The sequence below is a fragment of the Halalkalibacter akibai JCM 9157 genome, assembly GCF_000513135.1.
In the GTDB taxonomy this organism is placed as follows: Bacteria; Bacillota; Bacilli; order Bacillales; family Bacillaceae_D; genus Halalkalibacter; species Halalkalibacter akibai.
Map to the genome: position 1 here is coordinate 15203 of NZ_BAUV01000022.1, position 13987 is coordinate 29189.

Annotated in this window: 11 protein-coding genes, 1 tRNA gene and 2 pseudogenes; 12 read left to right on the forward strand and 2 right to left on the reverse strand. The window is 40.3% G+C overall.

The annotated features are described in order from the left end of the window. Window positions 1-5 precede the first annotated feature (5 nt). Window positions 6-1130: a tyrosine-type recombinase/integrase gene (locus tag JCM9157_RS23440; RefSeq protein WP_052013126.1), complete on the forward strand. Its 1125-nt coding sequence runs from the start codon at window positions 6-8 to the stop codon at window positions 1128-1130. Between the two features lie 100 nt (window positions 1131-1230). On the opposite strand, the gene JCM9157_RS24410 is transcribed toward JCM9157_RS23440, so the two are convergent. Further along, window positions 1231-1327, reverse strand: a tRNA-Sec gene (locus tag JCM9157_RS24410). Between the two features lie 255 nt (window positions 1328-1582). On the opposite strand from JCM9157_RS24410, the gene hutP reads away from it, so the two are divergent. From hutP to JCM9157_RS12865, 7 genes and pseudogenes are all read left to right on the forward strand, one after another. After that, the gene (hutP, locus tag JCM9157_RS12840) at window positions 1583-2023 is read left to right on the forward strand and encodes a histidine utilization transcription antiterminator HutP (protein ID WP_035665227.1); all 441 of its coding nucleotides are present in this window, start codon (window positions 1583-1585) and stop codon (window positions 2021-2023) included. A gap of 123 nt (window positions 2024-2146) precedes the next feature. Then, window positions 2147-3666, forward strand: a pseudogene (gene hutH / locus JCM9157_RS12845) (histidine ammonia-lyase). A 13-nt stretch (window positions 3667-3679) separates the two neighbouring features. Then, window positions 3680-5346: pseudogene (gene hutU, locus JCM9157_RS12850) on the forward strand (urocanate hydratase). A 3-nt stretch (window positions 5347-5349) separates the two neighbouring features. Beyond that, window positions 5350-6633 (forward strand): imidazolonepropionase, encoded by a 1284-nt coding sequence (gene hutI / locus JCM9157_RS12855; protein WP_035665228.1) that lies wholly within the window; start codon window positions 5350-5352, stop codon window positions 6631-6633. Continuing rightward, window positions 6602-7561 (forward strand): formimidoylglutamase, encoded by a 960-nt coding sequence (gene hutG, locus JCM9157_RS12860; RefSeq protein WP_035665229.1) that lies wholly within the window; start codon window positions 6602-6604, stop codon window positions 7559-7561. Before hutI ends, hutG begins: the two co-directional genes overlap by 32 nt. Before the next feature lie 51 nt (window positions 7562-7612). Continuing rightward, window positions 7613-7753 (forward strand): hypothetical protein, encoded by a 141-nt coding sequence (locus tag JCM9157_RS24665; RefSeq protein ID WP_156321493.1) that lies wholly within the window; start codon window positions 7613-7615, stop codon window positions 7751-7753. A 377-nt stretch (window positions 7754-8130) separates the two neighbouring features. After that, window positions 8131-8649, forward strand: coding sequence for a YfiT family bacillithiol transferase (locus tag JCM9157_RS12865; RefSeq protein WP_035665231.1), 519 nt, complete (start codon window positions 8131-8133; stop codon window positions 8647-8649). Between the two features lie 109 nt (window positions 8650-8758). Here the strand turns inward: JCM9157_RS12865 and JCM9157_RS12870 are convergent, their stop codons facing one another. Next, window positions 8759-9073 carry a hypothetical protein gene (locus tag JCM9157_RS12870; protein ID WP_035665232.1) on the reverse strand — a complete coding sequence of 105 codons (315 nt, stop codon included), beginning with the start codon at window positions 9071-9073 and terminating at the stop codon, window positions 8759-8761. 169 nt (window positions 9074-9242) lie between these two features. On the opposite strand from JCM9157_RS12870, the gene selB reads away from it, so the two are divergent. The 4 genes from selB (at window position 9243) to phnE (ending at window position 13986) form a co-directional block, all read left to right on the forward strand. Beyond that, window positions 9243-11159: a selenocysteine-specific translation elongation factor gene (gene selB / locus JCM9157_RS12875; protein WP_035665233.1), complete on the forward strand. Its 1917-nt coding sequence runs from the start codon at window positions 9243-9245 to the stop codon at window positions 11157-11159. Then, complete coding sequence (locus tag JCM9157_RS12880; protein ID WP_052013127.1) at window positions 11128-12174, forward strand: glycosyltransferase; 1047 nt, start codon at window positions 11128-11130, stop codon at window positions 12172-12174. The genes selB and JCM9157_RS12880 overlap by 32 nt, the downstream gene beginning before the upstream one ends. 84 nt (window positions 12175-12258) lie before the next feature. Beyond that, window positions 12259-13212: a phosphate/phosphite/phosphonate ABC transporter substrate-binding protein gene (gene phnD, locus JCM9157_RS12885; RefSeq protein WP_035665234.1), complete on the forward strand. Its 954-nt coding sequence runs from the start codon at window positions 12259-12261 to the stop codon at window positions 13210-13212. A gap of 12 nt (window positions 13213-13224) precedes the next feature. Continuing rightward, window positions 13225-13986 carry a phosphonate ABC transporter, permease protein PhnE gene (gene phnE / locus JCM9157_RS12890; protein WP_035665236.1) on the forward strand — a complete coding sequence of 254 codons (762 nt, stop codon included), beginning with the start codon at window positions 13225-13227 and terminating at the stop codon, window positions 13984-13986. Window position 13987 lies beyond the last annotated feature (1 nt).

Genomic DNA, 13987 nt, shown 5'->3' on the forward strand with positions numbered 1-13987 from the left:
GCTGAATGACTGGTCGCGTAACCAAGGATAAAAAGACAAACAAGTATTACTATACAATTGATATTAGAACAAAAGAAAATCGCAAAAGGAAGGTGAAGAAGAATTTCAAAACAAAAAAGGAAGCTAAAAGGGCTTTAGAACTTGCAATGGAGGAACTTCAAAAAGAGGAGAGGGTGAAGGATTCTCAAAAGGAGGGGACCTGGACCTTAGGGAGCTATTTCGATTATTGGCTTAAGACCTATGCCAAGTCAAATACCGCTCCTAACACGTTTAGAGGGTATGAAGGAATTATTCGTGTCCACTTAAAACCTGATCTTGGCCATATAAAGCTTCATGATCTTACAATTAATCAAATTCAAGATTATTATACGGATAAATTGGAACAAGTATCTGCCCAAACTGTCAAACATCATCATCGATTATTATGTAAAATGTTAAATGATGCTATCGACTGGGAATTTCTTACCAAAAATGTGGCACTGAAAGCCAAGCCTCCCAAACCAGAGAGATTTAAACCGACCTTCTATTCAAAGGAAGAATTAAATCATCTTTTTGAAGCTGCAAAAGCAAGTACCGTGTACCATCCGATTATTTTTACGGGAGGACATACAGGAGCGCGTTTGGGAGAATTGAGAGCTTTACAATGGGATGATATAGACTTCCATGCACGTAAAGTGTCAATTACTAAGTCTGCTTATATGGAAAAAAACGGAAAGACCTTAATTAGGGATCTGACTAAAGGGAAAAAAGACCGTACCATTATATTTGGTAAGAATCTAATGGTGTTTCTAAAGAGTCACTTCGAACGCTATCAAGAAATGAAAACGCTATTAGGGGAAACGTTCAATCCAAACAACCTTGTTTTTTTCAATGCTATTGGCGACTACATTAAGCCGCGTGAGTTGCATCGTGCTTATAAAAATGCCATTAAACGATCAGGTCTTAGTGATGCACGTTTCCATGACTTACGCCATTCTCATGCTACAATCTTGCTCAAAAAAAATGTACATCCTAAAATCGTTAGTGAGCGTTTAGGTCACTCTAAACCAAGTATTACATTAGAGATCTATAGCCACGCAACATCTTCTCTTCAAGAAGAGGCGGCTCATGTGTTTGATGAGGATGAATAACTCATTTGGCACCCAAAAGGCACCCAAAAAGAAAGGGTATCTAGATGAGGCTTTTAGATACTATTAATTAAAAGCCTTCCAACCCTAGATATGTAAGGTTTGGCGGGACTGTGTAGGAATCGAACCTACCGAAGACGGCACGCGCCTCCCAAGCGGTTTTGAAGACCGTGGCGAACACCAGTGTCACAGCCAGCCCCATGTATGAAAATAAAAAATCTAGCATACGAAAATATATTATAAAGGTTATGTTAAGAAAATACAAGGAGTAAAACAGTAGGCCTTTTAGTAAAAGCAATTTAGTAATAGGTCAATGACAAGCTTGCTAGTCTAGGTATTCATGCGTTTATATAATTCCTGGAAATTATTGTTGACACTCCCTAATAATGCGCTTACACTTAAAGTAGTTATTAGACATTAGAGTTTTATAGATAAGTTGAAAGAGTTGTTGTTGAATGGGATTAAATAAAGACCGTCGTATTGGTCGACAAGCCATTTTGCTGTTACTTTCTGATGATGCAACAAGTCAATTACAGTTGTTAGAGCAATCAAATTGGAAAGGTTGCATAGGTAAAGTTGGTTCAATGGAGGCACATAAAGTTGTAGCGGCTATTGAGACAGCAGCGAAGAAAAATGGCATTATTGATTTGGTTTATCGTGAATCTCACGCCTTGTATCATGCGATTATTGAAGCACTCCATGGTGTAACCCGAGGTCAGGTTCAATTAGGATCTGTTCATAGAACCGTCGGCTTGTCATTTGCTGTATTACGGGGAAATCCGTATGATGATGAGCGAGAAGGGGAATGGATTGCCGTTGCGTTATACGGGACCATTGGAGCACCAGTTAAAGGCTCAGAGCACGAAGCCATCGGACTAGGAATTAATCACATATAACATGCCCATAGGTATTTTAGCTAATAGGGGGCTATATCTTGAAATCAAAAAATGATTTCAATGATATAGTCCCCTTTTTTATTGCTTCTTTACCTTGGTAAAGAGATGAAGGGAGAGAAGAAGATGGTTACATTAAATGGTCAAACCCTTACCTTTTCTGAGGTGAGACGTGTTTTATTTGATCAAGAAAGAGTTAGTTCTTCTGATGAAAGCATAAGGAAAGTGGTTGCGAGCAGAAAAGCCGTTGAAAAAATTGTGGAAGAAGAAAAGGTTGTATACGGCATTACAACTGGTTTTGGCAAATTTAGTGATGTGTACATTGGGAAGGAAGATGTTGAAGCGCTTCAATTAAATTTAATTCGTTCACATGCGTGCGGAATGGGAGAACCTTTTCCAGAGATTGTTTCAAGAGCGATGTTATTGCTTCGCGCAAACGCGCTACTAAAGGGCTTTTCCGGGGTAAGACCAGTTGTAATTGAGAGACTTCTAGATTTAGTTAATGCAAAAATTCACCCAGTAATCCCGCAACAAGGTCCCTTGGTGCGAGTGGGGATCTAGCGCCGCTTTCCCATTTGGCACTTGTTTTGATCGGGGAAGGCGAGGTGTTTTACAAAGGAGAGAGAACGGCGTCCATTGATGCCTTAACGAAAGAAGGTATTTTTCCAATTACCTTAACAGCCAAAGAAGGGTTAGCTCTCATAAATGGAACGCAAGCGATGACAGCAATGGGAATTGTTGCTTATTTAGAAGCTGAAAAACTAGCTTATCAATCTGAAATGATTGCCGCCTTAACGATTGAAGGATTAAGGGGAATCATTGATGCATTTGATGAGGATATTCACATTGCACGCGGATATAAGGAGCAGATTGATGTTGCAAAAAGAATGCGTGAGCTTTTAGTAGATAGTCAGTTAACGACGAAACAAGGTGAAATTCGTGTTCAAGATGCGTACTCGATTCGGTGCATTCCGCAAGTTCACGGGGCAACGTGGCAGACACTTATGTATGTGAAAGAAAAACTTGAGATTGAGATGAATGCGGCTACGGATAACCCTTTGATTTTCAATGATGGAGAGAAAGTGTTGTCAGGTGGTAACTTCCACGGTCAACCTATCGCGTTTGCGATGGACTTTTTAGCGATTGCCATCGCCGAATTAGCGAATATATCAGAGCGGCGAATTGAGCGTTTAGTGAATCCGCAGCTAAATGATTTGCCACCGTTTTTAAGCCCACAACCAGGTTTACAATCTGGTGCGATGATTATGCAGTACGCAGCCGCATCACTTGTTTCAGAAAACAAAACGCTAGCGCACCCTGCAAGTGTTGATTCAATCCCGTCTTCTGCTAACCAAGAAGACCATGTCAGTATGGGCACGATTGGTTCAAGACACGCCTATGAAATTATCACAAATACGAGAAGAGTCTTGTCGATTGAGGCCATTTGCGCGATGCAAGCAGTTGAAATTAGAGGAAGAGAAAAAATGGCTCAGACTACACGTGAATTTTTACAACAGGGAAGAGAGTTTGTGCCTTCCATCACACAAGATCGTGTTTTTTCAAAGGATATCCAAGCAATGAATGATTGGTTAAAAAAAGAAACATTTCATTTTGAAAAAAAACAAACAAGAAAAATTCACTCATAAAGGAGAGAGCATAATGACGACTAAAAAAAGAATCATTCAAGCGAAAAAAGGGGTAGAAAGAGAATGTAAAGGCTGGGAACAAGAAGCCGTCCTTCGTATGCTGTATAACAATTTAGATCCAGAAGTAGCGGAAAAACCAGAGGATTTAATCGTTTACGGTGGCATTGGTAAGGCTGCGAGAAACTGGGAATCGTTTGATGCGATTGTTCGCTCTTTAAAAACACTTGAAGCAGATGAAACATTACTCATTCAATCAGGAAAGCCGGTCGGGATGTTTAAAACGCATGCTCATGCGCCTCGTGTGTTACTCTCCAATTCGGTCTTAGTACCAAAATGGGCGAATTGGGATCACTTTCATAAACTTGAAAAAGAAGGCTTGATGATGTATGGGCAAATGACGGCTGGGAGCTGGATCTATATCGGAACGCAAGGAATTTTACAAGGGACGTATGAGACATTTGCTGAACTGGCAAGGCAGCATTTCGGAAGTGGTCTAAAAGGGACTTTAACGTTGACAGCAGGACTTGGGGGAATGGGGGTGCTCAGCCTTTAGCGGTGACGATGAATGATGGAGTAGTCATTGCAGTAGATGTCGATGCTGAGCGAATTCAGAAGCGGATTGATACGAAATACTGCGACCGAATGACAAAGTCGTTAGATGAAGCACTAAGTTGGGCTGAAGAAGCAAAGGAAAAAGGCGAATCTCTCTCCATTGGTTTAGTCGGAAATGCCGCTGCGGTTCATCACGAAATCATCGCTCGCAATATTCACATTGATATAGTAACGGATCAAACGTCAGCACATGATCCATTGAATGGATACGTTCCAGAAGGATTTACTGTAGAAGAGGCAATATACCTTCGTAACGAAGACCCATCTAGGTATGTGATGTTAGCTAAGCAAAGCATGAGAAAACATGTGGAAGCAATGGTAGAACTACAAAATCGCGGCTCCATTGTATTTGATTATGGAAATAACATTCGTCAAGTAGCGAAGGATGAAGGGTTTGAAGAGGCATTTAACTTCCCAGGCTTCGTTCCAGCTTATATTAGACCGTTGTTCTGTGAGGGAAAAGGACCGTTCCGTTGGGTTGCATTATCAGGCGATCCAGAAGACATTTACCGGACGGATGCTTTAATTAAAGAATTGTTTCCTGAAAATAAAGCGCTTTGTCGCTGGATTGACATGGCTCAAGAAAAAGTTGCGTTTCAAGGTTTGCCAGCGCGGATTTGCTGGTTAGGATATGGGGAGCGCCAAAAAATGGGGCTTGCGATCAATGAACTTGTAAGAAACGGAGAATTAAAAGCGCCAGTTGTCATTGGGCGCGATCACTTAGATTGTGGATCAGTCGCTTCACCGAACCGTGAAACAGAAGCAATGTTGGACGGAAGTGATGCGGTTGGGGATTGGGCGATTTTAAATGCTTTAATTAATACTTCAGCTGGTGCGAGCTGGGTTTCGGTTCATCATGGCGGCGGGGTTGGAATGGGATATTCTTTGCACTCAGGGATGGTTGTTGTAGCCGATGGTTCAGAACTTGCCGAACAACGATTGGAACGTGTTCTAACGACAGATCCTGGTATGGGCGTGATTCGTCATGCAGATGCGGGTTACGAGCTTGCTAGAAAAGTAGCTAAAGAGAAAGATGTAGTAATTCCAATGGAGAGAGAGGAGAGATAATCGATGCAACATGTTGACTTATTATTAACCAATATCGGTCAATTGTTAACGATGGAATCAACTGGTCCAAAAGCAGGAAAAGAAATGCAACAGCTAGAGATGATTGAGGATGCGGTACTAGCGATAGCAAATGGGAAGGTTGCCTTTATTGGAGAGAAGGGATCGGAACAACATTTTAAAGCTAAGAAAACAATTGATTGTCAAAGTAAACTCGTTACTCCTGGTCTAGTAGATCCACATACTCATGTTGTATTCGGGGGGTCTCGTGAACACGAGATGGCCTTGAAGCAACAAGGAGTACCTTATCTTGACATATTAAAACAGGGTGGAGGTATATTATCAACAGTTGAGAAAACACGAGAGGCGAGTGAAGACCAGCTTGTTGAGAAAGCTAGATTTCATTTGGACCGGATGTTGTCTTATGGAGTTACAACTGCTGAAGTGAAAAGTGGTTATGGATTGAATGGTGAGACAGAACTGAAGCAATTGAGAGTAGCTAAGAAGCTTCGAGAAAGTCATCCGATTGATTTAGTTTCTACTTTTTTAGGAGCACATGCAATTCCAAAAGAACACAAAGAAACTCCTCAAGTATTTCTAGAGGAAATGCTCACACTATTAGATCAAATTAAAGAGGAGCAATTGGCTGAATTTGTGGATATTTTTACTGAAACCGGCGTGTTTACGGTTGAGCAATCTAGGTCGTATTTATCAGCAGCTCAGGCAAAAGGTTTCGGGTTGAAAATTCATGCAGACGAAATTGATCCGTTAGGCGGAACGGAATTAGCTGCTGATTTAAAAGCGATTTCCGCTGATCATCTTGTTGGTGCTTCGGATGAGGGAATTAAAAAGCTTGCTCAATCTGGTACGATTGCCGTACTTTTGCCTGGAACCACTTTTTATCTTGGAAAAGATACATTTGCTAGAGCTCGTAAAATGATGGAAGAAGGCGTAACCGTTGCGTTAGCGACAGATTTCAATCCGGGCAGTTGTCCAACAGAAAACATTCAGTTAATTATGACCTTTGCGGCTCTTAAGTTAAAGATGACACCAGAGGAAATTTGGAATGCGATGACTGTCAATGCTGCTTTTGCGATTGGAAGAGGTGAAAAAGCGGGACAGTTAGTAGTAGGGCGAGGAGCCGATGTTGTCATTTGGGACGCACCAAACTACATGTATCTTCCTTATCATTACGGAGTGAATCATGTGAATACGGTCATTAAAAATGGCTGTGTCGTCTCAAAAAGGAGGGACATCATTGAAGCAGTTGCCGTATCTCCAGAAAGCTAATACACCTTTTCGTGATCGGGATGTTACAAAAGTAGCCGACATCATTCATGATTGGAACGGTGATAAAATCAACGGTGTCGGTTTGATTGGAGCGCCTCTTTCTAAATCGTCGATTAGTCATTCAGGAGCGTGTTTTGCTCCTGGAACAATTCGAAAAGCATTAGCGGGTTATTCTACTTATTCGATCGAAGAGAAAGTTGATCTTGCGGAAATCGTTGTGCAAGAACTTGGAGATATTATGATGCATGTGACGAATATCTCTGAATCACAGAACCGTGTTTATGAAACTTTGAGTCAGTTGCTAGTGAAAAATCCTGACTGGTTGCCAATTGTTCTTGGAGGGGATAATTCCATAACATATCCGAGTATTAAGGGATTTGCTCAAGCAAAAGGGAAAGTCGGAGTCATTCAGTTTGACGCGCATCATGATGTTCGCAATTTGGAAGATGGAGGTCCGAGTAATGGAACCCCTTTTAGAAGTTTACTCGAGTCTAAGACAATTGAGGGTGAACATTTAGTTCAAATTGGAATCAGAGATTTTTCTAATAGTAAACCATATTATGATTATGTAAACAAAAATAGTGTGACCGTTTATACGATGAAAGATGTTCGCCGCATGAGCATGATGCAAATTATTCAAGAGTCGCTTAAGAAGTTAAAAGATCAAGTCGATTCAGTCTATGTCTCTGTCGATATGGACGTTGTTGATCAAGCGCAAGCGCCAGGCTGTCCTGCAATCGGACCTGGTGGGATGGATGCTCAAGATTTACTTGATGCAGTTGCTTTTCTTGGTGAACATTCAGTTGTAGAGGGACTTGAAATTGTTGAGATTGACCCAACGGTAGATTTCCGGGATATGACCAGCCGACTCGCTGCACATGTCATTTTGCAATTTTTGAAAGGGAAGTTTAAAAAGAGACTGATTTAAGTGATTTGATTTGTTTGGGATTGGAAAGCTAAAGGTGAGGAGGGATGACCAATGACAAATATTATTGATGGAATGGACGCTGCCAGATTTAAATCAGCGAATCACCAGGACGGCAAACAACGAGAAAAGAAAATGAAAGAAGAAGAGAAGAAAATGCCAATGGTGTTGAGAAATTTAAAGAATGGTTCTTGAAGAGTTTTGCTTGGAGGCGAATCGCATTGGAGATGATCCAGTGCGATTTTTTTGGAGTCCTTGCTGGTAAGTGGACATCAGATTCCTTATTGACCTGAAATGGCTATAAATTTCGAATTTGGAGGACAGCAGGTGCCTTATCCTAGCATTATCAGCTTAAAACACAGACTATTTTGTAAAATAAGGTCTCCTGAGGCCGATAAGTTTAAAAAAAAGCTATATTTTTGTATGATAAGGTCTTCTGAGTCCGCCTAGCACAAACGATCTCACACACTTCCTATTTAGTGGTAATCACATCGTTCTTCGACAAAACATTTCCCTATTAATTCACCAAATGGAATATAATAGAAATAACACTAAATTAGGGGGAAGAGATGATGAATGAACGGTATCCTATAGGAGAGTTTGATATTAAAGTTGATCCAACTCAAGACAATATACAAAGTTGGTTAAAAGATATTAAAATGCTTCCAACGTTATTAAAAGAAGTTGTTCAAAACTTAGATGAGGAACAAGTTAATACTCCGTATCGTGAAGGGGGATGGACCGTTCGGCAAGTGGTTCACCATATTGCAGATAGTCATATGAATGCCTTTGTTCGCTTTAAATTAGCTTTAACAGAAGAGCTACCTGTGATTAAGCCATATGATGAACAAAGGTGGGCAGAACTGCCGGATTATGAATTGCCAGTTGAGGTTTCGCTTTCGCTTATTGAAGCGCTCCACAAACGATGGGTGATTGTTTTGAGTTCATTAGTTGAATCTGATTTTCAAAAGTGCTTTATGCATCCGGAATTGGGAGAAATCGCCATTGGTAAAAATATTGGATTATATGCTTGGCATGGAAATCATCATTTAGCCCATATTACGTCTTTGTGTCAACGAAAAGGCTGGTAATGTTTGTCGGTCCCTAAACTAAAACTGGCCCACTTAGTCATTCTACGAGGTCACTGAAAAAGGGAAATACCCCCTTTTTCAGTGGCCTTATTTCACTAAGGGGGAATGGTTAATCTCCTAGTGTGCCTTTTGGTTCAGTTATATCCAAATCAATATACTCTAGTCCGGCATTATCATCTTTTTTTGGTTCAAGAGTTTTGACAATGAATGTATAAGTTTCTTTTTCATTTTGAAATGTTTTTTCAGAAAAAACTTCTTTTGTATCTGGATCAAATACAACGGCTTGGAAGCTGTCGTCATCATTTAGTAAAAGCTTTACTGCATCGCCGTGTTCTTCAGGTGGTCGGTGATGAATGAAAATTTCATATTCTCCCTTGTTATGTTGAAGGTGCTTAATTTTCTGCATGATTTCTTGTTTTTCCATGAGCATCTCCTTTGTAGCGATATATCTTTCTATTTTGCTATGGTTGGAGCATTTTTATCACAATTCAATGCTGTTACTAAGTTCAAGATGTACTTTTCTTTTGTTTCAGTAATCTCTATATAGTAGAATAAGAAAACGTGAGTAATTCGCAAGAGGAGAAGGGATTTATATGAATCATTATACAGTTGGAATGGCAGGTCATATTGACCATGGCAAAACAACCTTAACAAAAGCATTGACGAATGTTGATACTGATCGTTTAAAAGAAGAAAAAGAACGTAGCATCTCGATTGAATTAGGATATGCCCCTCTTACGTTAAATGATGACATGGAAGTTTCACTCATTGATGTTCCTGGTCATGAACGTTTTATCCGTCAAATGATTGCTGGTGTGGCTGGGATAGATTTAGTGATGCTAGTAGTGGCTGGAGATGAAGGGGTCATGCCACAAACGAAGGAGCATATTGATATTCTTCGCTTACTTGGTATTAAAAATGGCATAATCGTTGTAACGAAAGTGGATAAAATTGATGAAGAAATGCGGCAGTTAGTTGAATTAGATATAAGAGAAAGTGTGGAGGAAACGTTTTTTAATGACAGTCCTTTATTTTTTGTTGATGGGGTCAGTGGGGCTGGGGTCGAACAGTTGAAAGCTGGGATTGAACTTGCATTACAAGGTCAAGAAAGTCGAGATGCAAGTGGTTCTTTTCGTTTACCGATTGATCAAGTTTTTACAGTCCATGGTCAAGGAACAGTTGTGCGTGGAACGGTTTACGAGGGGATTGTACAAGAAGGTGACGTCCTTGAAATCTTGCCTCAAAAAATACCTGTTAGAGCTAGACAGCTTCAAGTTCATCATCAACGTCGTGAGTCAGGACGAGCTGGCCAACGGGTCGCCGTTAATGTTGGTGGAGTCTCAAAGGAGGAGCTTACGAGAGGCGATGTGCTTGTGGCAAGTGGGCATTACGAAACAACCGACACGATAGATGTTTCGTTATCCACGGTTGCTGAACTTAAGTATGCTCTAAAACAAAGAGGAGCGATTAAACTACATATTGGTACAGCTGAAGTATATGGAAAGATTGTCTTCTTTGATCGTAACGAATTATCAGAGTCAAATGAAGAAGTGGTATGTCAGTTACGTCTCGATGAGCCGGTTGTGACAAGAAGAGGAGATCGCTTTATTTTAAGACGCCCGACGCCGACCGAAACGATTGGTGGCGGGGTTGTGATAGATGCTCATGGGTTAAAGTACCGCTTTGGCGAGCAAACCATTCACCAACTTAAAAGCAAGTTAGAAGCCACTCCAAAAGAACGCATGTTGCAACTTTTAATGGATAAGAAGCTAATTACTGTAGAAGCTGTTAGTAAAGAATTGAACTTAACGGAAACTACTATTGAAGAAATTGTAAATGATTCAGATGAATTAATTGAGCTTGTGCAGGGAGAAATCTCAAGTAGGTCCGTTATAACGTCTATGACTGACTTATTACGAAGCGAGCTTGAGAGATACCACACAGATCACCCAATGAGAGAAGGAATTAAAAAAGCGGAAATCATCCAAAGTTATGAAAAAACGTTTCCGAAAAAGTTCATTAACGCGATTCTTGAAGATCAAACCAAAATCGGCATGATTAAAGTGATGGGTCCCTTTGTTGCCCTTTTTGAGCATGAGCCACACCCGCCAAAGCAATGGGAAAAACGGGTTCAACAAATAGTTGAGCAAATTAGAAAAGAAGGTTTATTGGTCACACCTGTTCAGGAACATTTAAAAGCCCAGCAACTACCTGAGAAGCTTCATGAAGAAGTTATTTTCTATTTGCATCAACAACAGATTTTGTTCCAACTTGACGAGAAACTTTCCATTCATGCTGAAGCCTTTATTGATGCAGTAAGCAGGTTATATTCAGGGACTTCTGAAACGTTCACTTTGCAACAAGCTAAAGAGATAACAGATTTGTCGCGAAAGTATCTAGTTCCATTTATGGAAAAACTCGACAAGCTAGGTTTGACACTGCGCCAAGAACAAGAGCGGAAATGGAGAGTGACCGAAGTTGAAAATTGGCTCCAAAGAAACAACCATTAATATTTTGTTTTTTACTCCTTATTATAAAGAAAACAGAGGAAATTCCACGACGGCAAAAAGAATTGTAAAAGGTTTGAGAGAACGCGGGGCAACAGTAAAAGTGTTTGCGTATGAGGAAGAAGATTGGACGGTTGAGTGTGAGTCTTTCTTTCACAATGCGGACATTTATCACGTTATCCATTTGAAACGTTTTGCCATGTGGTTAAACAAACAATCACTTGAGCTAAAGAAACCGTACATTCTCACTTCGGGTGGCACAGATATCAATGAAGATATAAAAAATCCGGAGGCGCTAAAACTAATGAATGCAGTAGCTTACCACTCCTGTGCGGTTACCGTTTTTAGTGAAGAGGCCAAGGAAACCATCATACAAGCCAATTCTTTACTGGCTGATCGTGTTTTTGTAATACCGCAAAGTGTGGAATTACCTGAAGCGGTTGGTTGTGAGGTTAACTTAATAGGAGAACCGATTTTCCTATTGCCGGCTGGTTTAAGACCAGTGAAAGATGTTTTCTATTTATGGGATGAGTTAGTAAAACTAAGAAGCAAACTGCCTCATTTAACTTTTTATATTATTGGTCCTGTTTTAGATGAAGATGTTCACCAAGAAGTTATCAATCGAGAAAAAGCAAATAACTGGTTTCACTATTTAAATGTGGTTCCGCTTGATCAAATGAGGGCGTTTTACACAAAAAGCGATTTTGTTTTAAATACATCTATTTCCGAAGGGCAGTCGGCTGCTGTTCTAGAAGCAATGTTATCTGGGAAAGTAGTTTTAGCTAGAAATAATACGGGAAATGCTAGTGTTATAACAGATCAAGTAAATGGTGTGTTATACGAAAATCCAGTCGACTTTCATGATAAACTCATTAAACTTGTCGAGTCGCAAAAGTTAACAGCAGAAATCAGTAGAAATGCCGAAGCTTATATAAAGCAATATCACTCATTACAAAAAGAAATGGACCAATATGAAGAAGTTTATACCCATTGTTTGGAAGATGTTGTTGCGACCTGAGTTGTAAGTGTAATTGCTTTACATCATTCCTAATTAGGTGGTAAATTTTACAATGCAATGTAACAAACAAAAGGTGGAGAGAACATGAAGAAATGGTTAGTGACGATAGGGTTAGCTTTAACCTTAACAGCATGCGGGGCGGCAGATGACCCAGATGAGGTAGTCCAATCACCCACAGTAGATGAAGAAATTACAGAAGAAGCTCCTGCTACAGAACAAGAAGAAGGAGTCTTTAAAATCGCTGTTATCCCGTCTCAGTCAATGGGAGAAATGCAGACAGGTTTAGATAATCTCGAAACGCACTTGTCCGAAAGTCTTGGTCGTGAAGTGGTCGTTGAGCAATATCCGAATTACAATGCGGTGGTTGAAGCAATTAACTATCACCATATTGACCTTGCTTTTCTTGGACCACTTACTTATCTAATTGCGCATGAACAAAGTGGAGCCCAAGCGATAATTACACAAGAAGTAGATGGAAGTCCTTTTTACTATTCGTATATCATTACCCACGCAGATCGGGAGTGGGAAGATTTGGACGAAATGCTTGAAGATAGAGCGGAAGTCGATTTTGCATTTGCGAGCATTTCTTCAACATCTGGTCATTTAATTCCTGGGTTGCATCTTCGTAACTTAGGACATTACGATAGTGAAGATGATCATGAGTTCAATCAAATTCAATTTGCTGGTTCTCATGATATTGTTACAACTTTAGTTCGTGATCAAACAGTTGACGCTGGTGCTGTGGATAGTGCTATTTTAGAAGCACTTATGAAAGAGGATGAAGCAAATGGTGGTAGTCTTCGCGAAGATATAAAAGTAATTTGGCAATCTGAGCAACTTTATCAATATCCGTGGGTGGTTCCTGCTGACACGAGTGATGCCTTAATCACACAACTTCAAGAGGCTTATGCTGAGATTGAAGACCCTGAAATTCTACGTATTTTCGGTGGAGCAACTCGCTTTGTTGAAGCTGATGATAGTCAATATGCTGATGTACTTGAGGCTGCTCGAGAATTCGACATGCTTTCATTAAATTAGGAGCCAACAGTTATGGTTTGGTTTCGTAGGCGCTATATCGTTTATATTCTGTTCATCATGATTGCGCTTTGGTGGAGTATGGATATGACTGATTTCGAATGGAGAAAGCTTACGCAAATCGGAAATATTGTTGATATGGTGACCACTCGTTTCTTTCCAATTGAGTGGTCTCTTTTTCCGAGAATGGCGTATCACAGCTTGGTCACACTTGCTATTGCCTTTTTAGGGACTTTTCTAGCTGTAATTGTTGCTTTACCACTAAGTTTTCTAGCGGCCAAGAACACGAGTGGTTCTCAAGCGATGTATGGATCAGTCCGTGCAAGTTTAAGTGGTCTCCGCTCGATTCCAGAAATTGTTTTCGGGTTGATTTTTGTTTCAGCATTTGGTTTAGGTCCGTTTGCCGCGGTGCTCGCAATCATTCTTCATAACATCGGTGTTTTAGGGAAGTTGATATCAGAGCTGATAGAAGCTGCTGATACAGGTCCTCAAGAAGCAATGAGATCAGTCGGGGCAACGAAATGGGTAGGACACTTATTTTCTATTTTGCCTCAAATATGGCCAAACGTGCTTTCTCAGTACTTTTATCGATTTGAAGTGGCAATTCGTACTTCGTTAATTTTAGGTTTTATTGGTGGTGGAGGAATTGGACAACAGTTATTTAACCATTTCCAGAGTTTCTACTATACCGCGGTTGCGCTTGATATCGTTTTAATTATGATCCTCGTGATTCTCGTTGATTTCATCGGTGGTGTCATTCGCGCCAGAGTCATATAGG

What these genes read in the sequence shown, in the direction of transcription:
- phnD (WP_035665234.1), top strand. Translation starts at nt 12,259, where the DNA reads ATGAAGAAATGGTTAGTGACGATAGGGTTAGCTTTAACCTTAACAGCA.
- JCM9157_RS12870 (WP_035665232.1), bottom strand. Translation starts at nt 9,073, where the DNA reads ATGGAAAAACAAGAAATCATGCAGAAAATTAAGCACCTTCAACATAAC.
- phnE (WP_035665236.1), top strand. Translation starts at nt 13,225, where the DNA reads ATGGTTTGGTTTCGTAGGCGCTATATCGTTTATATTCTGTTCATCATG.
- hutP (WP_035665227.1), top strand. Translation starts at nt 1,583, where the DNA reads ATGGGATTAAATAAAGACCGTCGTATTGGTCGACAAGCCATTTTGCTG.
- selB (WP_035665233.1), top strand. Translation starts at nt 9,243, where the DNA reads ATGAATCATTATACAGTTGGAATGGCAGGTCATATTGACCATGGCAAA.
- JCM9157_RS24665 (WP_156321493.1), top strand. Translation starts at nt 7,613, where the DNA reads ATGACAAATATTATTGATGGAATGGACGCTGCCAGATTTAAATCAGCG.
- hutI (WP_035665228.1), top strand. Translation starts at nt 5,350, where the DNA reads ATGCAACATGTTGACTTATTATTAACCAATATCGGTCAATTGTTAACG.
- JCM9157_RS23440 (WP_052013126.1), top strand. Translation starts at nt 6, where the DNA reads ATGACTGGTCGCGTAACCAAGGATAAAAAGACAAACAAGTATTACTAT.
- JCM9157_RS12865 (WP_035665231.1), top strand. Translation starts at nt 8,131, where the DNA reads ATGAATGAACGGTATCCTATAGGAGAGTTTGATATTAAAGTTGATCCA.